Origin of the sequence: Fictibacillus sp. NPDC058756 (assembly GCF_042746035.1) — a bacterium.
In the GTDB taxonomy this organism is placed as follows: Bacteria; Bacillota; Bacilli; order Bacillales; family Fictibacillaceae; genus Fictibacillus.
This window is the reverse complement of record NZ_JBHYPU010000001.1, coordinates 2,109,981-2,135,238: the sequence shown is the minus strand read 5'-3', so window position 1 is coordinate 2,135,238 and position 25,258 is coordinate 2,109,981. Positions and strand designations below refer to the sequence as shown.

Sequence of the window (25,258 nt, the reverse complement as noted above, 5' to 3'; positions counted from 1 at the left end):
TTGAACATATTAGAAAATAAAGAAAAGATATTAAATCAGATTCAAGCTGCATGCTTGAAAAAAAACAGGTCTTCAAAGGGCGTTAATCTAGTTGCTGTAACGAAATATGTAAGTAACGAAACGACGAAGAATGCAGTTTTGGCAGGTGTTGAACATATCGGTGAAAACCGCATTGAAGGATTGCTTGAAAAGAAGGAATACCTAGCAGACATGAATGTGAAATGGCATTATATTGGCACGCTTCAGTCTCGAAAAGTAAAAGATATTATCAATCATGTTGATTATATCCATTCCTTAGACCGGCTAAGCTTAGCAAAGGAGATACAAAAAAGAGCAGACAAGACAATTTCTTGTTTTGTACAAGTCAATGTAGCAGAAGAAGATTCAAAACATGGACTGGCAGTAAAAGAAGTGATTAGTTTTGTCGATAAACTAAAAGACTACGACAAAATTAAAGTTGTAGGTCTTATGACAATGGCGCCTTTTACAGAAGATGAATCGATCGTAAGAAATGTATTTTCAACGTTAAAACAGTTGCAAATAGACATTCAAAATAAAGATCTACAGCATGCACCATGTGAGGAACTTTCTATGGGAATGTCGAATGACTATGTGATAGCAGTTGAAGAAGGAGCAACCTTTGTTCGAATCGGAACAGATTTAGTCGGAAAAGAATTTTAGGAGGTGGAATAAATGGGAATCAAAACAAAGTTTAAGCGTTTTTTTGATTTAGAAGATGATTATGAGTATGAAAATGAATATGAAGAAGAGTCTTTGGCTGAAGAGGAAGAGAGTACACCATCTCATACGAAAAAGAGCAAGCCGAATGTTGTGAGCTTGCAAAGTATCCAGCAGCAGGTTAAGGTTGTTCTTGTTGAGCCGCGCGTTTATGCTGAAGCTCAAGATATTGCGGATCAGCTGAAAAATCGAAGAGCGGTAGTTATGAATTTGCAAAGAATTCCGCATGATCAGGCTAAACGAATCGTAGACTTCTTATCAGGGACTGTTTATGCGATAGGTGGAGATATCCAAAAGCTTGGACCAAATACATTTTTGTGCACTCCTGAAAACGTAGATGTTTCCGGTACGATCTCAGAAATGATGGACGAAGACTAAAAATTGGCAGGTGAAATTTATTGGTAGAGACAATTGCAGGCGTAGTTCAACAACTTATTCAAATCTACTATTACTTAATAATAGGGTACATACTTTTATCATGGTTTCCAAACGCTAGGGAATCATCCATCGGACAGGTAATCGGAAGGCTTGTAGAACCTTATCTCTCTCCTTTCCGCAAGATCATTCCGCCGCTTGGAATGATTGACCTTTCGCCAATAGTAGCGCTAATGTCACTTCACTTTGCACAATATGGTGTAAGAGCTGTAGCTAATATGCTTGCCGGCTCATTTTAAGGTTTCTTTATGAGTATTTATCAGCACTATCGGCCAGAGGAACATGAGTTTGTTGATCGCGTAATGAGATGGAAATCAGAGACGGTGGAAAGATATAGTCCGAAGCTGACTGATTTTCTTGATCCGCGTGAACAGGAAATTGTTAAAACAATCGTAGGAAACGATACAGATGTACGCCTCTCTTTATGGGGAGGCTCTTCTTTTTCTGAACGAAAAAGGGCACTGCTATTCCCGGAGTATTATGAAGCAGCACAAGATGATTTTCAGCTCGTCTTTTATGATATTGCCTATCCATCAAAGTTTACAACAATCGAGCATCGGGACGTACTGGGAGCTTTGATGAATATAGGAGTTAAAAGAGGCAAGTATGGCGATATACTTATATCCGGAGATAAAGTACAATTTGTTTGTGCAGCTGAAATATCAGGTTTTATAGAACTGAACCTTACGAAAATAGGTAAATCAGGAGTAAAGCTGCACCATATAGAAAACAATGATTTGATGGAAATTAAAACTGATTACGATGAAAGAAATGGAACGGTTTCTTCTCTCCGTTTGGATGTTATTGTTGCTGAGGTCTATAACCTGTCACGTTCTAAAGCTTCACCTTTAATACAGCAGGGCCGTGTTAAATTAAATCATAAAATAACAGACCAGGTTGCGGCAGAAGTAATGGAAGGTGATGAACTCTCAGTTAGAGGTTTTGGGAGAAGCAAGTTATTCGCTATCGAAGGCATGACCAAGAAAGAAAAATGGCGTATCCGTTATGGAATTTTAAAATAATTTCCAGGAATAGAAGGAACGACCGACATTTTGTCGAATTTAGGTAGAAAATAATGCATCTATGGAGGTGGCTGTTTTGCCTTTAACGCCGTTGGATATTCATAATAAGGAATTTACAAGAGGTTTCAGAGGTTATAGTGAAGATGAAGTGAATGACTTTTTAGATCAAGTCATTAAAGATTACGAAGCGGTTATTCGTGAAAAGAAAGATTTAGAGGAAACAGTTTCCAAGCTCGAAGAAAAGATTTCATACTTTAAGAACATTGAAGAAACGTTGAATAAATCCATTCTTATTGCACAAGAAACAGGTGAAGAAGTTAAGCGCACAGCTTCAAAAGAAGCACGCTTGATCGTTAAAGAAGCTGAAAAGAACGCAGACAGAATTATCAATGAATCGTTATCGAAGTCCAGAAAGATTTCGATGGAGATCGATGAATTGAAGAAGCAATCATCTGTATATCGCACAAGATTTAGAATGTTAATTGAAGCACAGTTAGAGATGCTAAAGAATGATGACTGGGATTCTCTAAACGCTCCTGAAAATCTTGAAGGCTATGAACTTCAGGAAGTAAAGACGGAAGCTTGACATTCATTTAAAAAATCGCATATACTTTTGTAAGATTAATATGTGACGAAGACGGGGACAGTAAGATACTTTTCTCTATTATAGCGAACCAGGAACTGGTGCAAGCCTGGTATAGAGCGGTATTCGAAGATCACCCCTGAGTTCCTGGACTGAAAATCTTTAGTAAGTTCAGGCGCTTCATCCACGCTACGGATGACTAAGCGGGTTTTGACTAATCAGAGCCTATTAGGGTGGTACCGCGGGTTAACCTTCTCGTCCCTACTGTAACAGTAGAGACGAGAAGGTTTTTTATTTGACTTTTTTCTAATAAATTGTGGTTTGAGTATTTTGTCAATCTCTTCATTGACAAGTTGATTGGAGCGCAAGGTGCGTGCCTACCACCTGAGAAACTTCTCGTTAGGCATGCGACGAGGAAGCTCACATCGGTAGCATTTACTTGTAGACGCAGGAGCAAGGATTTATCTGAAATGGGACAGGTGAGACTCCTAACGGCGCAAAGCGGCAGGAGGCTCACCGCCCGCCCCGCGGAAAGCGAGCATCCTGGAGCGGAAATTAACCACTTACAAGGACAACATAGATTGCGGAAAAAAGCACTTTATTTTTACGGTTACGATATTAAGGAGGAAAAGCAATGAATTATAAAGACACACTTTTGATGCCTAAAACAGAGTTCCCAATGCGTGGGAACCTTCCACAGCGTGAACCTGTAGTTCAGGAAAAATGGAATGAATTAAATATCTATGAAAAAGTTATGGAAAAAACGAAGGATCTGCCGCCTTTTATCCTTCATGACGGTCCTCCTTATGCAAATGGTGATATTCATATCGGCCACGCTGAGAATAAGATTCTAAAAGATATCATTGTCCGTTTTAAATCGATGACAGGTCACTATGCTCCATATGTTCCTGGCTGGGATACACATGGACTGCCGATTGAAACTGCTTTGACAAAGAGCGGAAAAGTAAAAAGAAAAGAGCTCACAGTTGCTGAGTTTCGTAAACTTTGTGAAGAGTATGCATTAAAGCAAGTTGATCATCAGCGTGAACAATTTAAACGTCTAGGTGTTCGGGGTGATTGGGAGAATCCTTATATCACACTTGATAAAGGATATGAAGCTAGACAAATCGAAGTGTTTGGCGAAATGGCAAAAAGAGACCTTATCTACAAAGGATTAAAGCCTGTTTACTGGTCGCCTTCATCAGAATCTGCTTTAGCTGAGGCTGAGATCGAGTATCAAGATAAGCGTTCTGCTTCCATATATGTAGCATTTGATGTAAAGGATGGAAAGGGAGTTTTGGATGCAGACGAAAAACTCGTTATCTGGACAACAACTCCATGGACGATTCCTGCAAACCTTGGTATTTCAGTTCACCCTGACCTAGACTATGTTTCTGTTCAAACAGAGAACGGTAAATATGTTGTAGCTGAAGCTTTAGTAGAATCTCTTAAGAAAGAGTTTGAATGGGAACAAGCTGAAATTGTTAAACGATTTAAAGGGGCAGAAATCGAACATGCTGTTGCAAGTCATCCGCTTTATGGACGTGATTCACTTGTTATGCTTGGTGACCACGTAACAACAGATGCAGGTACAGGATGTGTTCATACAGCTCCAGGACACGGGGAAGATGACTTCCTTGTAGGTAAGCGCTACGGATTAGACGTTTTATGCCCTGTAGATGACCGCGGTGTAATGACAAAAGAAGCTCCTGGTTTTGAAGGTCTGTTTTATGATGAAGCAAATAAGCCGATCACCGAACAGCTTCAGGAAAAGGGTGCATTATTAAAGCTTACGTTTATCACTCACTCCTATCCTCATGACTGGAGAACGAAGAAACCTGTAATTTTCCGAGCGACCGCTCAATGGTTTGCTTCCATTAAAGGAATTCGTGATGATATGCTTCGTGCGATTGAAGAAGTGAACTGGGTTCCTACATGGGGTGAGACTCGACTTCACAACATGATCAAAGACCGTGAAGACTGGTGTATTTCCCGTCAGCGTGCATGGGGTGTGCCGATTCCGGTATTCTATGGTGAAGATGGCGAAGCGATTCTTACAGAAGAAACGATTTCTCACGTTGTAGAATTGTTCCGAGAGCATGGTTCTAATGTATGGTTTGAAAGAGAAGCGAAGGATCTTCTTCCTGAAGGATTCACTTCTCCGCACAGTCCAAACGGACGTTTTTCAAAAGAAACAGATATCATGGATGTTTGGTTTGATTCTGGAACATCACACTGGGGTGTGCTAGAAGAAAGAAACAACTTAGTTCGTCCAGCAGATCTCTATCTTGAAGGATCTGACCAATATCGCGGTTGGTTTAACTCGTCACTTTCTACATCTGTTGCAATCACTGGCAAAGCTCCTTATAAAGCAGTGCTCAGCCATGGATTTGTTCTCGATGGAGAAGGACGGAAGATGAGTAAATCAATAGGTAATACATTGGATCCGATCAAGGTGATGAAGCAGCTTGGAGCTGATGTCATCAGACTTTGGGTTTCTTCTGTAGATTACCAGTCAGATGTACGTGTATCAGATGATATTTTAAAGCAGGTAGCGGAAGTTTACCGTAAAATCAGAAATACACTTCGTTTCTTATTAGGAAACCTGCACGATTTTGACCCAAAACAGCATGCAGTTGCATTTGAAGATATGCCTGACCTTGAAAAATACATGATGGTTAAGCTGGATCAAGTCGTTTCAAAAGTTAAAAAAGCTTATGAAGAGTATCAGTTCATTACAGTTTATAATACGATCCACAACTTCTGTACGATCGAGTTAAGTTCTTTCTATCTGGATATGGCAAAAGACACGCTCTATATCCAAGCTGAAGATGATCACAAGCGAAGAAGTATTCAGACTGTGTTATATGATTCACTCATGGCTTTAACAAAACTGTCTGCACCTGTTTTATCTCACACAGCAGATGAAGTTTGGGAGTACATTCCTGGAGTTGAAGAAGTAAGTGTTCAATTGACGTCTATGCCTGAAGAGAAAAATTATAAAGGTACAGAGCAGCTTGAAAAAGACTGGGATCTGTTTATGGATGTTCGCGATGAAGTACTAAAAGCTCTTGAAGAAGCGAGAAGCCAGAAAACGATCGGTAAATCACTTACTGCATCCATTACTCTGTATCCAACTGAGTCGCTTAAGCCTTGGCTTGAAAGCGTTGAAGATTTAAATAAACTCTTTATCGTTTCAAAAGCGGAAGTTGGCGGCGTGAAATCAGAAGCACCAGAAAAAGCGTCTGCCTTTAATCATGTTGCGGTATCAGTAACATCTGCGGAAGGTGAAACATGTGAACGATGCTGGGTTGTTTCAGAAGAGGTTGGCAAAAATGACAATCATCCAACACTTTGTGCGAGCTGTGCAGATATCGTTGAAAAAAATTATGCATAATTACTGAAGGAATCCCGCGCTATCGCGGGATTTTTCTTTTTCAGACAGTGCAGAAATAATCTGCTGAATGGGTAAATTAAATTGTAGAACATCCGATGGCTGTGCTACAATTCATAAAGACATATTTAATATATCGGAGGAGTTCTATTGTTTTATTATCTATTGGCCTTGTTAATGTTCGCAGCTGATCAAGCGACAAAATGGGTGATTGTTAAAAAAATGGACCTCGGCCAGTCTATACCTGTCATTGATCAAGTACTATACATAACCTCACACCGAAACAGAGGGGCTGCATTCGGTATTCTGCAAGATCAGCGCTACTTTTTTATTATCATAACAATTATTGTAGTCGGAGCTGTCATCTATTATTTACAGAAGCATGCCACGGACAGATTGCTGAAAACAGCACTGGCACTTGTTCTTGGAGGCGCATTAGGAAACTTTATCGATCGTCTTCTTCGAGGAGAAGTAGTTGATTTTGTTGATGTATATATCGGAAGCTATGATTTCCCTATTTTTAATGTTGCTGACAGTGCTTTAGTAATCGGTGTAGGTTTGATTTTTATTCAAAGTTTTATGGAAAGCAAACAGAAGGAGACAGAAAATGAGTAAATTTGAATATACGGTAACCACTGAACAAGAAGGGAACCGTATTGATAAAGTTTTATCTGATGTCCAGAATGAATGGTCCCGGTCACAGATTCAAAATTGGATTAAAGATAAAATTGTATTACTGAACGATAAACCGGTTAAGTCAAATTATAAATGTGTATCAGGTGATACCGTTGAAATCGAAATTCCTGAACCTCAGGAACTGGATGTTGTTCCAGAAGAAATGAATCTTGATATTGTTTATGAAGACTCAGATGTCCTTGTTGTGAATAAGCCAAGAGGGATGGTAGTCCACCCGGCGCCAGGACACTATAGCGGTACACTTGTAAATGGTCTGATGGCACATTGCACAGATTTATCTGGAATTAACGGTGTTCTGCGACCTGGTATTGTACATCGTATCGATAAGGATACATCGGGATTATTAATGGTTGCAAAAAATGATATGGCCCACGAATCACTAGTAAGCCAGCTTAAGGACAAAACAACAACTAGAATTTACAAAGCGATCGTTCACGGCGTTATGCCTCATGACCAAGGAACAATTGATGCTCCGATCGGCCGTGATAAAAATGACCGCCAAAAAATGACCGTAACAGATGACAATAGCCGAAATGCTGTTACTCATTTTAACGTTATAAAGAGATTTACGAACTATACATTTGTTGAATGCCAGCTTGAAACTGGAAGAACCCACCAAATTCGTGTTCATATGAAATATATTGGTTTCCCATTGGCTGGAGATCCAAAATACGGTCCATCTAAAACACTTCCAATTGAAGGACAGGCACTTCATGCTCAAACTTTAGGTTTCACTCACCCAAGAACAGGTGAGTACATGGAATTTGAAAGAGAGATTCCTTCTGAAATGAGCGAGCTATTGGATTTATTAGAGAAAAGAAGTTGACAAAGGGAACACAGTTTGTCATAATCAATGTAACTTAAATAGTCCTTTAACTTTAGTCCCGTGAGGCTGAGAAGGAAACGTTTTTAAAGAGAATCCAACAGGGATTACTCTATCCTCTCGTCATGCGTGACGGGAGGATTTTTTTTGCGAAGGTTCATCTATAAGAGATTGTTGCTTCATTGAATAGTTTATTGGAGCGGAAGGTGCGAGACTCCTCGAAAATGAAAATCACATTTTCTTCGTGCGATGTAGCGCTGTCGAAGCTTTCCTTGTCCTGCGGGATCAGCGTGACAGGTGAGACCCCGCCAACGCGAAGCGATAGGGAGGCTCACCGCACGCCCCGCGGAAAGCGAGCATCCTGGAGCGGAAATCAACATCTTCTAATAGCAACACTGTTTACAAGAACAGACATTGCGAATGATGACGGTTAAAGGGATCTTGGAAAAAGGGAGGGTGCATTATGTCAAAGACAGTATTAATGGATGACCAGGCAATTAGAAGAGCGTTGACTCGAATTGCTCATGAAATTATCGAGCGAAACAAAGGAGTCAAGAACATTGTATTAGCTGGCATAAAAACCCGAGGTGAGTTTCTTGCAAAAAGACTTGCTGAAAGAATTGAACAAATCGAAGGTAATGCAGTTTCAGTTGGTGTGATTGATATTACGCTTTACAGAGATGATCTAAGAATCAAGACGGAAAATCAGGAGCCTGAGCTAAAAGGAACTGACATTCCTGTAGAAGTATCAGACAAAAAAATTATCTTAGTAGATGATGTTCTTTATACAGGAAGAACCGTAAGAGCTGCAATGGATGCGATTATGGATCTTGGCCGAGCTTCCAGTATACAGCTGGCAGTATTGATTGACAGAGGACACCGGGAACTGCCGATCAGAGCTGACTATGTTGGAAAAAACGTTCCGACTTCAAGTGAAGAAGTAATTTCAGCGTCACTGATCGAAGTGGACGGACTGGATGAAGTAGCAATCTCAACAAATAAATAATTGTCCCTTTAAATTCAGTCCAGAGAGGCTGGCAAGGGAGGTAATATATCACGTGCAGCACGGAAAGACCTGTGTACGCGTGTGCCTCCACGGCCTCTTTTGCTAAAGCAAGAGAGGTATTTTAATGGAAATAATGCTTTTTAAAAATGGGAGGTAATTCAAAATGGATAACAATACAAAAGCAATTTTAGATGTACATGAAAAACCATCACCGGTTCAATGGTTTACATTAAGCCTGCAGCACTTATTCGCTATGTTTGGTGCCACAGTGCTTGTACCGTTCTTAGTAGGCCTTCATCCTGGAGTTGCACTAGTTTCAAGCGGACTTGCAACGCTTGCGTATCTTTTAGTAACAAGAGGTCAGATTCCCGCTTACCTAGGATCGAGCTTCGCTTTTATAACGCCGATCTTAACTGTAAAAGCTTTTGGCGGTCCTGAAGCAGCAATGCTCGGAAGCTTCCTGGCAGGTCTTGTATACGGAGTAGTCGCACTGCTTATTAAAGGCTTCGGTTTTAAATGGCTGATGCGCATTCTGCCTCCAGTAGTAGTCGGACCTGTAATTATCGTAATCGGACTTGGACTTGCGAATGTTGCTGTAGGAATGGCAATGAATGTACCGGGAACTGAAAACTACAGCTTAACTCACTTTACAGTTGCCCTATTTACACTCGCAGTTACTATCATTTGCTCCATCTTTTTTAAAGGAATCTTAGGAATCATCCCAATTTTAATAGGAATCTTCGCTGGATATACATTCGCCTACTTTAGAGGACTTGTTGATTTTACAAAAGTAGCACAAGCCAACTGGATTCAGGCTCCTGATTTCATTGTACCGTTTGTAACGTACACACCAGATTTTTCTTGGAGTATCGCAATGATTATGATGCCTGTCGCAGCAGTAACGATTGCTGAACATATCGGACATCAGCTTGTACTATCAAAGGTAGTAGGACGTAACTTTATTGAAAAGCCCGGTCTACATCGTTCCATTTTAGGAGACGGACTTGGAGTCATGATCGGCTCCATGATCGGTGGACCTCCAGTAACGACTTACGGTGAGAACATTGGAGTATTAGCAATCACTCGAGTTTACTCGGTATTCGTAATAGGAGGCGCTGCAGTGACAGCTATCCTGTTCGGATTCTCCGGAAAAGTAACAGCCTTAATCAGCACGATTCCAACTGCTGTAATGGGAGGAGTATCAATCCTGCTGTTTGGTATCATCGCTTCATCTGGATTAAGAATGCTTGTAGATAACAACATCGACTTTGGTAAAAAAAGAAACCTGATTATCTCATCTGTTATTCTTGTAACAGGAATTGGAGGAGCGGTACTTAAGATTAATGCAAACTTTGAGATTGCTGGAATGGCACTCGCAACATTAATCGGTATCTTCCTTAACCTGGTACTGCCGGGCAAAGAAGATGATAATGACTTAATGAATAAGATGTTTAAAAAGAACGGTAACGATACAGCTGCATAATACACCTTTTAATTAAGTACGAGAGACTTAAAAGGGTGAACATTAATAAGAGAACTTTGATTCTTTTGTTAAGGGCACCCTGAAAAAACTTCAGGGTGCTATTTTTATGTAAAGGGAGAGTTTTGGATGAATCATCTGCTATCAATGAATGAATTGTCTATTGAAGACATTCAGTACATTTTAAATCTTGCTGAGGAATTTAAAGGCGGTAAACAAGAGAAAGCCTTTGACCAGAAGCTGATCGCAAATTTATTTTTTGAGCCAAGTACTAGAACAAGGTTTAGTTTTGAAGCTGCTGAACACAAGCTTGGTATGAAGCCTATGAATGTTGAAGTAAGCGGGTCAAGTGTTCAAAAAGGAGAAACGCTTTATGACACATTAAGAACACTTGAGGAAATCGGAGTGTCCGGCTTCGTAATCAGGCATCCCGAAGACCGCTACTTTGATGGCTTAGCTGAAAAAATAAACGTGCCGATCATCAATGCAGGTGATGGATGCGGCAATCATCCGACACAATCACTTTTAGATCTATTAACGATTCAACAAGAATTCATCGTCATACAGGGCTTAACTGTGGTCATTGTTGGAGATATTCTTCACAGCCGGGTTGCCCGGTCGAATGCGGAAGTTCTTCGTAAAATGGGTGCAAGAGTGCTGTTTTCTGGTCCTGAGGAGTGGTTTGTAGATGAATGGAAAGAAGATTTTATTCCGATGGATGAAGCAGTAGAAGTGGCTGATGTAGTAATGATGCTGAGAATTCAGCATGAAAGGCACAGCGCAAGCATGCTGCTGACAAAGGAAGATTATCACCTGCAATATGGTTTAACGATCGAACGTGAAAGAAGAATGAAGGAACATAGCATTATCATGCATCCGGCTCCAGTAAATCGCGGGGTCGAAATAGCGGATGAGCTGGTGGAATGTGAACGCTCCAGAATATTTAAACAAGTTCAAAATGGAGTCTACATCCGGATGGCTGTGCTTAATTGGACACTAAAAACAAACCAGGAGGCGGTAAACAATGGGTTATTTATTGAAAAACGCTAGCATTTTAGACGGGAATAACAATTTGATTAAAACAGATATCCTGATTGAAAAAGATGTGATTACGAAGATTGAAGAAAACATTCCCTTTGATCAGCATGAAGTTTTCGAAGCAGCAGGAAGACTTGTTACACCTGGTTTTGTTGATCTGCATGTTCATTTAAGAGAGCCTGGCGGTGAACATAAAGAAACGATTGAAACGGGAACAAAAGCGGCTGTGAAAGGCGGCTATACAACGCTGGCTGCCATGCCGAATACACGGCCTGTTCCAGATACGATCGAAACGATGGAATTTGTTCAGCAAAGAATTAAAGAAACGGCAAGCTGCAGAGTTTTGCCATACGCTTCGATAACAACTCGTCAGGTTGGAAAAGAATTAACGGATTTTAGCGGTCTATTAGAAAAAGGAGCTTTTGCATTTACAGATGATGGAGTAGGTGTTCAATCAGCCGGTATGATGCTAAAGGCTATGAAAGAAGCAAGTAAAAACGATGCAGTAATCGTTGCTCATTGTGAAGACAATACACTCCTTCCAAAAGGAGGGGCATTTCATGAAGGACAATTCACTGAAAAGGAAGGGTTGCCTGGCATACCATCTGTAAGTGAATCTGTGCATATCGCACGTGATGTTCTGCTCGCTGAAGCAGCAAACGCAAGATATCATGTCTGCCATGTAAGTACAAAAGAATCCGTAAGAGTTATAAAAGACGCAAAACGTGCAGGGATTAAAGTAACGGCAGAAGTTACACCTCATCACCTGATCTTAAGTGATAAGGACATTAAGAGTAACAACACTCATTATAAGATGAACCCTCCTTTAAGAAGCGAAAGTGACCGTGAGGCATTAATACAAGGATTAAAAGAAGGAACGATTGATTTTATCGCAACTGACCATGCTCCGCATAGTGCTGAAGAGAAAAACCAGGATGTTGAACTCGCACCGTTCGGAATCGTAGGACTGGAGACAGCTTTTCCGCTTCTCTACACTGAGCTTGTTTTAAACCAAGAAATTTTTACACTGCAAGAGCTGGTTGACATGATGACCAGCAAACCTGCTGTGAGCTTTAATCTTCCATACGGAACACTTTTAGAAGGTGCAAAAGCGGATTTAACAATCGTGGAGTTGAATAAAGAAGAAGCAATCGACACAAAAACATTTGTTTCTAAAGGTAAAAATACACCATTTGATGGAAGAGTATGCAAAGGGTGGCCGGTCGCAACAATTTTTGAAGGAAAGCTTGTTTACAACAAGGAGGAGAGCTTCGTATGAAACGTTACTTAATCTTAGAAGATGGCACAATTTTTAATGGTTTAGCATTTGGATCAAACCGTGAGGCGAACGGAGAGGTTGTTTTTACAACGAGTATGACAGGCTATCAGGAGGTTCTGACAGATCCTTCATACTGCGACCAAATCATAACTTTCACTTATCCGCTAGTAGGGAATTATGGCATCAATCGTTCAGATTATGAATCCATACGCCCGGCGGCAAGCGGAATCATTGTAAATGAACATGCGGAATTCCCTAACCATCATGAAGGAATTCAGTCTTTAAGCAGCTGGCTGACGGCTAAAGATATTCCAGGACTTTATGGAATTGATACAAGAAAATTAACAAGAAAAATAAGGCAGCACGGGACATTAAAGGGAAGATTGTCCAATACGATTGAAAATGCTCAAGAAATCATCGATGAAATGAACGCAGCACCTTTAACAACAGATCAAGTATCAAAAGTTTCGACTAAATCACCTTATCACCTTCCAAACAGCGGAAACAGAGTGGTTGTTGTAGATTTTGGGGTAAAAACAGGTATGCTGAGAGAATTATCAAGAAGATTATGCGATGTAATTGTAGTCCCTTATAACACGCCAGCCGCTGATATTATCCGCCTTCAGCCTGATGGTGTACTCTTGAGCAACGGACCAGGAGATCCAAAAGATGTCCCTGCAGGCATAACGATGATACAGGAGCTTTTAAACTATAACATTCCGATTTTAGGAATCTGCTTAGGGCATCAGCTTCTTGCGCTAGCTTGCGGCGGTGATACTGAAAAGCTGAAATTCGGACATCGGGGATCGAATCATCCAGTAAGAGACCTTGAGACAGGTAAGATTGCGCTGACTTCACAAAACCATGGTTACGCAGTTACTGAGAATTCGTTGATGAACACTTCTTTGGAACTTACACATCAAGCAGTAAACGATGGAACAGTAGAAGGATTAAAACATAAAGTGAAACCAGCATTTTCAATCCAATATCACCCTGAAGCGTCACCTGGACCACAAGATTCTAATCCGATCTTTGATGACTTTATGAATATGATCAAAACAACAAAGAAAGAAGGTTTGATGCAGAATGCCTAAACGACATGATATCCGAAAGATTTTAGTAATTGGATCAGGACCGATTGTAATTGGACAAGCAGCAGAGTTTGATTATGCAGGAACACAGGCTTGCCAAGCATTAAAAGAAGAAGGATACGAGGTTGTACTTGTAAACTCAAATCCGGCAACAATCATGACAGATCCAAACATGGCAGATAAAGTATACATTGAACCTTTAACACTTGAGTTTGTATCAAGAATCATCCGTCAGGAACGCCCAGATGGTCTTCTTGCAACACTTGGGGGACAAACTGGTCTTAACATGGCCGTTGAACTCTTCAATTCCGGTATTTTAGAAGAATACAACGTGGAACTTTTAGGTACTAAGCTGCCTTCTATTCAGCAAGCAGAAGACCGAGATTTATTCAGAGAATTGATGAGAGAGCTGAATGAACCAGTTCCTGAGAGTGCGATTGTCCATAACATGGATGAGGCAAGAGAGTTTGTTGAAGAACATGGTTACCCGGTAATCATTCGTCCTGCCTTCACGCTCGGTGGAACTGGAGGCGGTATCGTAAACGATGAAGAAGAGTTTTTAGAAATCACACCGGCAGGGCTGCATGCAAGCCCGGTTGGACAAGTTTTGATCGAAAAGAGTATCGCAGGATTTAAAGAAATTGAATATGAAGTGATGAGAGATAAGAATGACACTGCAATCGTTGTATGCAACATGGAAAACATTGATCCAGTGGGTATCCATACAGGAGATTCAATCGTAGTTGCACCGAGTCAAACTTTAACAGACAGAGACTATCAGCTGCTGCGCAACGCTTCATTAAAAATAATCAGAGCATTAAAAATCGAAGGCGGCTGCAACGTTCAGCTGGCACTTGATCCAGATAGCTCACAATATTTTGTAATCGAAGTAAATCCGCGTGTAAGCCGTTCATCAGCTTTAGCATCAAAAGCGACAGGTTATCCGATCGCGAAACTTGCAGCTAAAATCGCGGTCGGCTATACATTAGATGAAATTAAAAACCCAGTAACAGGCACAACTTACGCTTGTTTTGAACCAGCACTTGATTACATCGTAACTAAGATTCCGAGATGGCCGTTTGATAAATTCGAAGGTGCGAATAGAAAGCTTGGAACTCAAATGAAGGCAACAGGAGAGGTTATGGCAATCGGCCGCAACTTTGAAGAATCACTTTTAAAAGCGGTTCGTTCGCTTGAAATATCAGCTTTCCATCTGGAAGTAAAAGAAAAACAGCTTACAAAATCTGAGGCAGAAGAAAAAATCCTGAGAGCAGATGATGAAAGATTATTCTATATCGCAGAAGCATTGAGAATGGGGATCACAGTTGAACAAATTCACGAATGGACAAAGATTGATCTGTTCTTCCTAGAAAAACTGCACGGTATAATTTTGCTGGAAGACAGAGTGAAGGAACGTAAGAATGATGCTGGAATCTTGCAAAAAGCAAAGGAAAAAGGATTCAGCGATAAATGGATTGCAGAAGCTTGGGGAATGGATGAATACGACCTCTTTAAATTCAGACAAAACGAAAACATCATGCCAGTTTTTAAAATGGTAGATACTTGTGCAGCAGAATTCGAATCAGCTACACCATATTATTATGGAACATATGGTGATGAAGATGAGTCTGTCATCACAGATAAAAAAAGCGTTGTTGTATTAGGTTCAGGTCCAATAAGAATTGGCCAAGGAATCGAATTCGACTATGCAACTGTTCATACAGTATGGGCGATTCAGGAAGCGGGTTATGAAGCCATTATCATTAACAATAATCCTGAAACCGTTTCTACAGACTTTAGTATGTCTGACAAGCTTTATTTTGAGCCGCTGACTGTAGAAGATGTTATGCACGTGATTCAGCATGAAAAGCCAGAAGGAGTTATTGTACAGTTTGGAGGACAAACAGCGATCAATCTTTCTGAAGAGCTTGAAAGAAGAGGAATCAAAATTCTTGGAACTTCGCTCGACAGTATGGACTTGGCAGAAGACAGAGAACGTTTCGAAAAAGTGATGCAGAAGCTTAGCATACCTCAGCCTGCTGGTAAAACTGCGTTTTCAGTAACAGACGCGGTAGCTATAGCATCATCAATCGGATATCCGGTGCTCGTTCGTCCTTCTTATGTACTTGGGGGACGTGCGATGGAGATTGTTTATCAGGAAAGCGAACTTCTGCAATATATGGAGAATGCAGCGCGAGTTAATCCGGATCATCCCGTATTAGTAGACAGATACCTTGAAGGAAAAGAGATAGAAGTTGACGCAATTTCTGACGGAACGGACGTTTTTATCCCAGGAATGATGGAGCATATCGAACGCGCAGGTGTTCACTCAGGTGACTCGATCGCAGTTTATCCTCCACAAACACTTCCTGAAGAGATTAAACAAAAAATAATCGAAAGAACGATTTCTATTGCAAAAGGTTTAAATATAGTCGGTCTCTTGAACATCCAATTTGTGTGGCATAAAGATGAAGTTTACGTACTTGAAGTGAACCCGCGCTCCAGCCGGACAGTTCCATTCTTGAGTAAGATTACAGGTGTACCTATGGCGAACGTAGCTACAAAAGTGATCTTAGGTGAAAGCCTGAAAAAACAAGGATATGAAACGGGCTACCAAAAGGAAGCAGATGAAGTTTCCGTAAAAGTTCCTGTGTTCTCATTCGCAAAACTGCGCAGGGTCGATACGTATTTAGGACCTGAAATGAAATCAACAGGGGAAGTAATGGGAAGAGATAAGAATCTTCAAAAAGCTCTTTACAAAGGTCTTATCGCTTCTGGAATGAAGATTCCGGCATACGGAACTGTGCTCTTTACGGTTGCAGATAAAGATAAAGCTGAAGCACTTGAAATGGTAAAAAGATTTTACGAGATCGGCTACACCATTATGGCAACAGAAGGAACAGCAAGCATTATCGAAAAAGAAGGTATTCCGGTAGATGTAGTCGGCAAAATCGGTTCTGAAGGAAGAAACCTGCTTGATGTAATTCGAAAAGGTGAAGCACAGTTTGTTGTAAACACACTGACTAAAGGAAAGATCCCTGCAAGAGACGGTTTCCGAATCCGCAGAGAGTGTGCTGAAAACGGTGTAGTTTGTCTGACAAACCTGGATACTTCTGTAGCTTTGTTAGAAGTTCTTGAATCCATCTCATTCTCAGCTCATGCTCTTTCATCCTTCACAAAAAATGAAAAGGTGCTCGTATGAAGAAACATTTGTTAAGCATTTCTTCTAATACGGAAATTGCACGCAACATCTTTGAGATGAAACTGACTGGCCCTGGTACAGCAACAATGACTGTACCTGGTCAGTTTCTCCATGTCAGTGTCGGAAACCATACATCAAAACTGCTCCGCCGTCCGCTTTCAATCTGTGATGTTGATTTGGAGAAAGAAGAAGTCACACTTTTGTATAGAGCACAAGGAGAGGGAACAAAGCAATTAAGCCAAAAACAAACTGGTGAGATTATTGATGTATTAGGACCTTTAGGAAACGGCTTTTCTCTTGAAACAATTGACGGTAGTAAAACTGCATTACTAATCGGAGGCGGGATAGGCGTGCCTCCACTCTATTATCTTGGTAAGAAACTGAGGGAAAAAGGGATAAAAGTTGAATTCATTTTAGGTTATCAATCACTTGATGACAGCTTTTATATTGAAAAGTTTAATGAAATAGGAGAAACAATCGTAACGACCGTTGATGGCTCTTTAGGGATTAAAGGATTTGTAACAGATGCAATGGATGAGCTTACTTCAGATGAACCTGTTATCTATTCGGTTGGACCTGCTGTAATGCTCAAAGCAGTTGAACAAAAAGCTGCTGGATTAAATGGATTCATCTCTTTAGAGGAAAGAATGGGCTGTGGGATAGGTGCCTGCTTCGCATGCGTCTGCCCGACTGAAACCAGACAGTCTGGCTATGTGAAAATTTGCAGCGATGGTCCTGTCTTTAAAATGGGGGAGGTTGTTTTATGAGCCGGTTAAGTGTTTCATTGCCTGGACTGAATATGAAGAATCCCATTCTGCCAGCATCAGGATGTTTTGGATTCGGAAAAGAATACGCAAAATGGTATGACTTAAGCCTATTAGGCGGAATCACAATTAAGGCAGCTACACTTGAAGGGCGATTCGGAAACCCCACACCCCGTGTAGCAGAAACAGAAAGCGGCATGCTGAATGCAATAGGTCTTCAGAATCCAGGGGTTAAAGGAATTATAGAAAATGAACTTCCTGCATTAGTACCTTATAACATTCCCATTCTTGCAAACATTGCGGGATCGACTGAAGAAGAGTATATAGAAGTAACAAGACAAATCTCAGCTTCACCTCTAGTAAGTGCTGTAGAACTAAACATTTCTTGTCCCAATGTTAAAGAAGGCGGAATCCAGTTCGGAACTCATTATAAATCTGCTGCTGATTTAACAAAAAAAGTGAAAAGTGTTTCTGAAAAACCTGTTTACGTTAAGCTTTCTCCGAACGTATCAAACATCACAGAAATGGCTGAAGCCGTTGAAGATGCGGGTGCTGACGGTTTATCTATGATCAACACGCTTGTGGGCATGAAGCTTGATTGGAGAACAGGAAACCCGATTCTAGCTAACAAAACAGGCGGCCTTTCTGGTCCAGCGATCAAACCGGTAGCCATCCGTATGATCTATGAAGTGAGCCAAAAAGTTTCGCTTCCAATTATAGGGATGGGCGGAGTGAGTACGGCTGAGGATGTTTTAGAAATGATGTCAGCGGGTGCTTCGGCTGTTGCAGTCGGAACTGCAAACTTCGTAAACCCATATGTGTGTCCGGAAATTATTGAGAAGCTTCCCGAGCTGTTAGATGAGATAGGCGTCGAGCAAATCAGTGAAATGACTGGAAGGAGTTGGAGGCAATGGAAAACCCCGTTATCATCGCGTTAGACTTTGAGAATGCAGATATAGCGAAAGAGTTTCTAACTTCTTTTGAAGGACATTCTCCCTATGTAAAAGTAGGAATGGAACTTTATTATGCTGAGGGGCCATCGTTTATCAAATGGCTGAAAGAAAGAAACTTTCGTATTTTCCTGGATTTAAAGCTTCACGATATTCCGACTACCGTTCATAAAGCAATGAAAGTGCTTGGCGGGCTGAATGTTGATATTGTCAACGTACATGCTGCAGGGGGGACTGCGATGCTGAAAGCGGCTAAGGAAGGTCTATTGGCAGCGGGTGCTCATCACACAAAATTGATCGCAGTTACACAACTGACAAGTACAACTGAGAAAGTGCTGAGCGATGAACTTTTAATAAAAGATACAAGCTTAAACGATTGTGTTGCTCATTATGCAAAACTGGCAAAGGATTCAGGATTAGACGGAGTAGTTTGTTCTGTTCAAGAAGCAAATTCTATTAAAAAAATTTGCGGAGACGATTTTTTAACAGTAACGCCAGGCATCAGACCTCAAGGAGCAGATACTCACGATCAGGCGCGGATTGCGACACCTGCAGAAGCAGCTAGAATGGGTTCAGATTTTATGGTTATCGGAAGAAGCATTACACAATCGGATCAGCCAGTTAACACATATGAAGAAATTTTAAACGAATGGAGAGAAAGCTATGAAAACAACAATCGCAAAACATTTGCTTAATATCAAAGCTGTTACACTTTCACCAGAGGAACCATACACATGGTCTTCAGGAATGAAATCTCCAATCTACTGTGATAACCGGTTGATTCTGGCTTATCCTGAACTACGTAAACAAGTTGCTGAAGAATTAGTCTCACTGATTAAGATGCATTATCCTGAGGCCGATGTGATCGCTGGTACAGCTACGGCTGGTATCCCGCATGCTGCATTCATTGCAGACCAAATGAATTTACCGATGTGCTACGTAAGATCGAGTGCTAAAGCGCATGGTAAAGGAAAACAAATTGAGGGTCTAACGGAAAGAACGAAAAAAGCAGTTGTTGTTGAAGACTTAATATCTACTGGTAAAAGCTCGATTCAAGCTTGTCAGGCACTTCAAGAAGCTGGAGTTGAAGTATTAGGTGTGGCAGCTATATTCAGCTATGGACTTAAAAAAGGGACAGAAGCTTTCGAAAAGGAAGGAGTTTCCTTCCAAACAGTCACGAATTTTAGTACATTAATAAAGGAAGCACAAGAAAGCGGTACGATTAGCGAACAAGGGCTTTCTTTATTAAAAGAATGGCAACAAGACCCTGAAAATTGGGGAGCTGCCTCTTTTTCCAAATAGTTTTCTAAGGAGAATACGATTTTGAGAAAAATGAACGGTGAAGAATTCGATGAGCTAGTATCTTTTTTTGACAGTATGGCACGGACAACATGGCTAAGAAGTGTTCATGATACTTTGAAAGAAACGACAGGATCTTGGAAAGATAAGGACATTTTAGATGTTGGATGCGGAACTGGCAGGTTATTGCTCCGGGGAGCAGAAGAAGCAAACAAACTTGTAGGGGTTGATCTTTCATCAGAAATGGTGAAAGCGAGTATTCAGCAATTTTTCTATCATGAACTAAGCGGGAAGAGTGAGTTTTTGGTAGCCGATGCAGAAAAACTGCCTTTAGAAGATGAATCTTTTCATCTGGCATTATCTACTTGTGTGATGTTTTTATTGCCAGATCCATCAAAGGGTATAAAAGAGATAAATCGTGTATTGAAAAAAGATGGACAGATCGCCATGCTTAATCCAAGCGAAAAGATGAGTCAAGAAACTGCTGCGCAATTCGCAAAAGAAAATGATATTTCTGGTTTTGAGAGAACGGCATTATTGAAATGGTCGAATGTCAGTACAAGAAGACACCGTTATACGGTAGATGAAATGACAACATTACTGGAAGAACTTCATTTTTCAGAGGTAACACATAAAGAAGTACTCGGTGGACTTGCCATTATCAGCATGGCAAAAAAAGAGCAGGACAGCTAATCAATAGCGGTCCTGCTTTTTTTGTTTGGCTGTTTACGTATACCTTGCAGACCTTGAAAGTGTTGATTTCCGCTCCAGGCACTCGCTTTCCGCGGGGCGGGCGGTGAGCCTCCTGGCGCTTTGCGTCTTTAGGAGTCTCACCTGTCCCACTCGTCCCGCAGGAGTCTCGCACCCTGCGCTCCAATCAACTTATCAATGACGAATTAAAAAAACAATCCAAAGACAGCAACCTATAGTCGTTTAGCTTTATTTTTTCAATCGGAAAACGAGATCTTCATCAGGTGTTACATACAATGTCTGCTGATTATCATAAATAACAAATCCCGGTTTTGCTCCGCTAGGTTTCTTAACATGCTTCACAAGTGTGAAATCAACAGGTACAGAACTGGAGTTTTTTGCTTTGCTGTAAAATCCAGCTAAGACAGCAGCCTCTTTTATATCTGTTTCACTAGGTTCAGCTGAACGAATTAGAACATGTGATCCAGGAATGTCTTTCGTATGAAGCCATGTTTCGTTTGCGCGAGATAGTTTAAAGGTTAAGTAGTCGTTTTGTTTATTGTTCTTTCCGACTAATATCTCTGTTCCATCACTAGAGACGAATTTTTCAGGCTGAGGTGTACTGTTTTGTTTTTTCTTTTGCTTGCTTTGACGATGTTTTAGATACCCGCCTTCACCAAGTTCCTCTCGTATTTCCTCAACATCTTTCATTGATGCAGAATCCATCTGAACGATGAGACGCTCAAAATAGAGAAGTTCGTTCTTGGATTTTTCTATCTGATCTTTTATGATAGAAACCGACTTTTTGAGTTTTCCATATTTTTTAAAGTAACTTTGAGCATTTTCAGCAGGTGTTTTTAAAGGATCAAGTTCGATTTTAACTAAAGGCTGGTCTTCACTAAAATAATCCTCAACTTCTACTGTTTTATCGCCTTTTTTAGCCATGTACATATATGCAGTAAGAAGTTCTCCTTTACGCTGATATTCTTCAGCATTGACGGTTTGTTCGAGTTCTCGCTCTAGTTTTCCGATCTTTTTGATAATCTTGTCATACTCATTAGAGAGGTATTTTTCAAGGTCGTTCGCCTGTTGTTTAATACGGTCGCGATCAGCTTTTCCATAAAAGAAGCGGTCCAGCAGCTTGCTGACGGTTTCAAACGGTCGAATTTCACCATCAATATGTGTTAAAGAAATAACCGAAAAGTATTCTTTCTTCTCATTTGTAATCATCTGCGGTTCATATCGCTTTTCAGCCAACTGATTCATAATTGATAAAAAGGCGTCAGCTACTTGATCTTTTATGGTTAAGCCTGCCCGTTCTAGTATTTCTTTTGCGATTAAAGGAGAAAAGCCGCTGAATCTCGCAACAAGCTGTTTGTCCAATTTTCCTTCATTCCAAGAAATCTTAGAAATAAATTCTTCTTTCTCAGAAATAGAAAAAGGGTCTATTTTTTCTTGTGCAGGAGGAAGTATATACTTAAAACCTGGCAGGATGGTCCTATGCCTGTTTTGAAAACTAGGAATATGTTTGATGCTGTCTATTATTTTCTCAGACATTTCATCAGTCAAAATAATGTTTGAGTGTCTTCCCATGATTTCCACGAAAAGTACTTTAGTGGTCTCGTCTCCAATTTCATCTCTGTTTTTAACGGTAATCTTAATGATTCGTTCTACGTCCAGCTGTTCAATTTTTTCAATAAAAGCGCCTTCTAGATGTTTTCGGAGCAGCATGCAAAACATAGGGGGAGTGTCAGGATTTTCGTATTGGTGTTCTGTCAGATGTATCCGTGCAAATGAAGGATTTGCGGATATCAATAGCTTATGATTTTTTCCGTTTGAACGAATGGTAAATACAAGATCTGTTTTATGCGGCTGATAAACTTTTGAAATCCGTCCGGATGTTAAAGTCTCCTGAAGTTCAGCAGTTACAGCACGTGTCATTATTCCATCAAAACTCATGATAGGTTCACCTCTTATTTCTGATTCTTAGTATAGCATTTTTGCGGACATGCCTGCATATAAATGGCTTTAACTAATCTTATTAGAGGTGGAAGCTATGAATTGGTACCAGCTGCCGCAAGACGAAATTGAATCAATACTCAACAGCAGGTTAGATGAAGGTCTAACGAAGAATGAGCAAGAAAAGCGATTGAAACTTGATGGACCCAATCAGTTAGAAGAAGGTAAAAAGCAAGCAGCTATTCTGATGTTCCTTGCACAGTTTAAAGACTTTATGGTGCTCGTGCTTTTGGCAGCAACATTGCTGTCTGGTTTTTTAGGCGAGTATCTGGATGCGATTGCTATTATCTTAATCGTTGTGATGAACGGAATTCTAGGGTTTATTCAAGAAAGAAAAGCAGAGAAATCCCTAGCTTCTCTAAAAGAATTATCTGCTCCGACCGCACAGGTTTTAAGAGAAGGTAAATGGGTTTCGATCGCAGCAAAAGATGTTGTTACAGGTGATGTAGTTAAGATTAAGAGTGGTGACAGAGTTGGAGCAGACATTCGTTTGCTCAAAACATCAGGCCTTCAAATTGAAGAGTCTGCTTTAACGGGCGAATCTGTTCCTGCCCAAAAGCATAACAATATTTTAACTGCAGACGAGCTTACACTTGGTGACCAGGATAACATGGCGTTTATGGGAACGATGGTAACTCGGGGGACGGGACAAGGAATCGTAGTTGCAACTGGCATGAAGACTGAAATGGGGAAGATTGCTCACTTAATACAATCGGCTGAGAACTTGGCAACTCCTCTTCAGATGAAACTTGAACAGCTCGGAAAAATTTTGATCGCTCTGGCATTGCTGTTAACCGTTCTTGTTGTACTAGCTGGGGTTTTGCAAGGGCACGATCTTTACAGCATGATTTTAGCAGGGGTTTCTTTGGCTGTTGCTGCAATACCTGAAGGGCTGCCTGCTATTGTTACCATTGCGCTCGCGCTTGGTGTACAAAAGATGATCCGAAAACGAGCGATTGTACGTAAGCTCCCTTCAGTCGAAACACTCGGGTGTGCTACCGTAATCTGTTCTGACAAAACAGGAACCCTTACACAAAATAAAATGACGGTGACTCGAATCTGGTCTCAAGGCAGACAGTGGATCGTCAATGATGATGGTTTCGAAATTGCGGGATCAGGAATTAATGAAGACGGTAAGAGAGGGGATAAGCTTACTGAAGTTTTAGCTTATGCCGCTCTTTGTAACAACGCTGCTCTTGAGGAAGACAAGAATGGTTCTTTTATAGAGGTTGGAGATCCTACAGAAACGGCTTTATTAGTCAGCGCCTATAAAGCTGGTATTACTAAAGAATCATTAAGTGAACAGTTTGCGATTCAGCATGAGTTTCCTTTTGATTCAACAAGAAAAATGATGAGTGTAATTGTTCAGGATACAGAAGGGAATCAGATGCTTGTTGTAAAAGGAGCTCCTGATGTTTTAATGGAAAAAAGCGATTATATTGTTTGGGATGATAAGAAACAGTTAATCAAGCAAGCTCATAAAGAGCGGATAAAAGAAGCGATCTATGCATTAGGAAGCCAAGCTCTGAGAACGATTGCTGTCGCTGTTCGGCCTCTAAAAGAGGGGGAATATTACGCCCAAGCCTCCTTTGCAGAAAGAAGCCTGACTTTTGTGGGACTTCAAGGAATGATGGATCCGCCCCGTCCAGAAGTCGAAGAAAGTATAAGAGACTGCCAGACTGCAGGTATTAAAACGATTATGATCACAGGTGACCATGTAGTAACTGCAGCGAGCATCGCCAAAAAGCTGAACATGCTCCCTGAAGGCGGCAGAGTAATGGAAGGTGCAGAGTTAGCACAGCTTAATGACGAAGAACTGGACAAAGTTTCAGAGAATGTTTATGTGTATGCGCGAGTATCACCGGAACATAAATTAAAAATTGTAAAGTCTCTGCAGAGAAAAGGCCATGTAGTTGCGATGACGGGTGACGGGGTGAATGACGCTCCTGCCATTAAGTCGGCTAATATTGGAATTGCTATGGGGATTACCGGAACAGATGTGGCGAAAGAAGCTTCTTCTCTTGTACTGGGGGACGATAACTTCGCAACCATTCGTTCAGCCATTGAAGAAGGAAGAAACATCTATGAAAATATCCGTAAGTTTATTCGATATCTATTAGCTTCAAACGTCGGAGAAATTCTCGTCATGCTTTTTGCGATGATCATGGGACTGCCTTTGCCCCTTGTACCGATTCAAATTTTGTGGGTGAACCTCGTAACAGACGGACTGCCTGCAATGGCGTTGGGTGTGGATCAGGCGGAAGAAGACGTAATGAGACGAAAACCGCGGCAGGCAAAAGAAGGTGTTTTCTCAAGAGGACTGGGATGGAAGATTGTTTCCCGCGGCTTTTTAATAGGTGCAGCAACGATTCTCGCATTCTGGGTAACTTTAAAAGAAAATCCAGATCAGCTGATCGTGGCACAGTCAGTCGCATTTGCTACACTTGTTATGGCGCAATTAATTCATGTGTTTGACTGCAGAAGTGAACGTTCGGTCTTCCACAGAAATCCTTTTCAAAACGGATATCTTGTTCTAGCAGTTATCTCATCTGTTTTATTGCTGCTTGTCGTAATGTATGTTCAGCCGTTACAAGAGATTTTCCACACTGTTCCGCTGTCACTAAGACAATGGCTGCTTGTACTAGGCATGGCATCTATACCAACATTTGCATTAGCAGGTTTTCAGCTGTTTAAGAGAGAAGTAAGATAAAAGGAAAGCTGGCTCACTTTTTCAGGAGCCAGCTTCGTT

The 25,258-nt window shown here is 40.9% G+C and carries 21 protein-coding genes and 1 other annotated feature; of the genes, 20 read left to right on the top strand and 1 reads right to left on the bottom strand.

Annotation, left to right across the window (positions count from 1 at the left end; translation table 11 throughout):
- The 19 genes from ACFW35_RS10685 to ACFW35_RS10595 all read left to right on the top strand — a co-directional run bounded on the left by ACFW35_RS10685 (window position 1) and on the right by ACFW35_RS10595 (window position 20,493).
- On the top strand, window positions 1-681 hold the full coding sequence (locus tag ACFW35_RS10685) for a YggS family pyridoxal phosphate-dependent enzyme (protein ID WP_379845622.1): 681 nt from the start codon (window positions 1-3) through the stop codon (window positions 679-681).
- Window positions 682-693: 12 nt separating this feature from the next.
- Complete coding sequence (locus tag ACFW35_RS10680) at window positions 694-1,116, top strand: cell division protein SepF (protein ID WP_379845620.1); 423 nt, start codon at window positions 694-696, stop codon at window positions 1,114-1,116.
- 20 nt (window positions 1,117-1,136) lie between these two features.
- Complete coding sequence (locus tag ACFW35_RS10675; RefSeq protein ID WP_379845619.1) at window positions 1,137-1,412, top strand: YggT family protein; 276 nt, start codon at window positions 1,137-1,139, stop codon at window positions 1,410-1,412.
- A gap of 9 nt (window positions 1,413-1,421) precedes the next feature.
- Entirely contained in the window at window positions 1,422-2,195 is a 774-nt protein-coding gene (locus ACFW35_RS10670; protein ID WP_379845617.1) for an RNA-binding protein, read from the top strand.
- 76 nt (window positions 2,196-2,271) lie between these two features.
- Window positions 2,272-2,781, top strand: a complete 510-nt coding sequence (locus ACFW35_RS10665) for a DivIVA domain-containing protein (RefSeq protein ID WP_066289220.1) — start codon at window positions 2,272-2,274, stop codon at window positions 2,779-2,781.
- Between the two features lie 39 nt (window positions 2,782-2,820).
- Window positions 2,821-3,044 (top strand) — a binding site (T-box leader).
- A 368-nt stretch (window positions 3,045-3,412) separates the two neighbouring features.
- Window positions 3,413-6,175, top strand: a complete 2,763-nt coding sequence (gene ileS, locus ACFW35_RS10660) for an isoleucine--tRNA ligase (RefSeq protein WP_379845616.1) — start codon at window positions 3,413-3,415, stop codon at window positions 6,173-6,175.
- Window positions 6,176-6,322: 147 nt separating this feature from the next.
- Entirely contained in the window at window positions 6,323-6,787 is a 465-nt protein-coding gene (gene lspA / locus ACFW35_RS10655) for a signal peptidase II (RefSeq protein WP_379833717.1), read from the top strand.
- Window positions 6,780-7,694 carry an RluA family pseudouridine synthase gene (locus ACFW35_RS10650; RefSeq protein ID WP_379845614.1) on the top strand — a complete coding sequence of 305 codons (915 nt, stop codon included), beginning with the start codon at window positions 6,780-6,782 and terminating at the stop codon, window positions 7,692-7,694. The genes lspA and ACFW35_RS10650 overlap by 8 nt, the downstream gene beginning before the upstream one ends.
- Before the next feature lie 460 nt (window positions 7,695-8,154).
- Window positions 8,155-8,697 carry a bifunctional pyr operon transcriptional regulator/uracil phosphoribosyltransferase PyrR gene (gene pyrR, locus ACFW35_RS10645; protein ID WP_066289231.1) on the top strand — a complete coding sequence of 181 codons (543 nt, stop codon included), beginning with the start codon at window positions 8,155-8,157 and terminating at the stop codon, window positions 8,695-8,697.
- A gap of 163 nt (window positions 8,698-8,860) precedes the next feature.
- Window positions 8,861-10,180, top strand: coding sequence for a solute carrier family 23 protein (locus ACFW35_RS10640; RefSeq protein WP_379845612.1), 1,320 nt, complete (start codon window positions 8,861-8,863; stop codon window positions 10,178-10,180).
- Between the two features lie 126 nt (window positions 10,181-10,306).
- Complete coding sequence (locus ACFW35_RS10635; protein ID WP_379845611.1) at window positions 10,307-11,227, top strand: aspartate carbamoyltransferase catalytic subunit; 921 nt, start codon at window positions 10,307-10,309, stop codon at window positions 11,225-11,227.
- Window positions 11,202-12,494 carry a dihydroorotase gene (locus ACFW35_RS10630; RefSeq protein ID WP_379845609.1) on the top strand — a complete coding sequence of 431 codons (1,293 nt, stop codon included), beginning with the start codon at window positions 11,202-11,204 and terminating at the stop codon, window positions 12,492-12,494. Before ACFW35_RS10635 ends, ACFW35_RS10630 begins: the two co-directional genes overlap by 26 nt.
- Window positions 12,491-13,588 (top strand): carbamoyl phosphate synthase small subunit, encoded by a 1,098-nt coding sequence (locus ACFW35_RS10625; protein WP_379833724.1) that lies wholly within the window; start codon window positions 12,491-12,493, stop codon window positions 13,586-13,588. Before ACFW35_RS10630 ends, ACFW35_RS10625 begins: the two co-directional genes overlap by 4 nt.
- Entirely contained in the window at window positions 13,581-16,787 is a 3,207-nt protein-coding gene (gene carB / locus ACFW35_RS10620; protein WP_379845608.1) for a carbamoyl-phosphate synthase large subunit, read from the top strand. Before ACFW35_RS10625 ends, carB begins: the two co-directional genes overlap by 8 nt.
- Window positions 16,784-17,554 (top strand): dihydroorotate dehydrogenase electron transfer subunit, encoded by a 771-nt coding sequence (locus ACFW35_RS10615; protein ID WP_379845606.1) that lies wholly within the window; start codon window positions 16,784-16,786, stop codon window positions 17,552-17,554. Before carB ends, ACFW35_RS10615 begins: the two co-directional genes overlap by 4 nt.
- Complete coding sequence (locus ACFW35_RS10610; RefSeq protein ID WP_379845605.1) at window positions 17,551-18,489, top strand: dihydroorotate dehydrogenase; 939 nt, start codon at window positions 17,551-17,553, stop codon at window positions 18,487-18,489. The genes ACFW35_RS10615 and ACFW35_RS10610 overlap by 4 nt, the downstream gene beginning before the upstream one ends.
- Window positions 18,462-19,196, top strand: coding sequence for an orotidine-5'-phosphate decarboxylase (gene pyrF / locus ACFW35_RS10605; protein WP_379845603.1), 735 nt, complete (start codon window positions 18,462-18,464; stop codon window positions 19,194-19,196). Before ACFW35_RS10610 ends, pyrF begins: the two co-directional genes overlap by 28 nt.
- Entirely contained in the window at window positions 19,165-19,803 is a 639-nt protein-coding gene (gene pyrE, locus ACFW35_RS10600) for an orotate phosphoribosyltransferase (protein ID WP_379845602.1), read from the top strand. Before pyrF ends, pyrE begins: the two co-directional genes overlap by 32 nt.
- Window positions 19,804-19,833: 30 nt before the next feature.
- On the top strand, window positions 19,834-20,493 hold the full coding sequence (locus ACFW35_RS10595; RefSeq protein ID WP_379847458.1) for a class I SAM-dependent methyltransferase: 660 nt from the start codon (window positions 19,834-19,836) through the stop codon (window positions 20,491-20,493).
- Window positions 20,494-20,739: 246 nt separating this feature from the next.
- On the opposite strand, the gene ACFW35_RS10590 is transcribed toward ACFW35_RS10595, so the two are convergent.
- Entirely contained in the window at window positions 20,740-22,449 is a 1,710-nt protein-coding gene (locus tag ACFW35_RS10590) for an Rqc2 family fibronectin-binding protein (RefSeq protein WP_379845600.1), read from the bottom strand.
- A 97-nt stretch (window positions 22,450-22,546) separates the two neighbouring features.
- On the opposite strand from ACFW35_RS10590, the gene ACFW35_RS10585 reads away from it, so the two are divergent.
- Window positions 22,547-25,219 (top strand): calcium-translocating P-type ATPase, SERCA-type, encoded by a 2,673-nt coding sequence (locus tag ACFW35_RS10585; RefSeq protein ID WP_379845599.1) that lies wholly within the window; start codon window positions 22,547-22,549, stop codon window positions 25,217-25,219.
- Window positions 25,220-25,258: the final 39 nt, after the last annotated feature.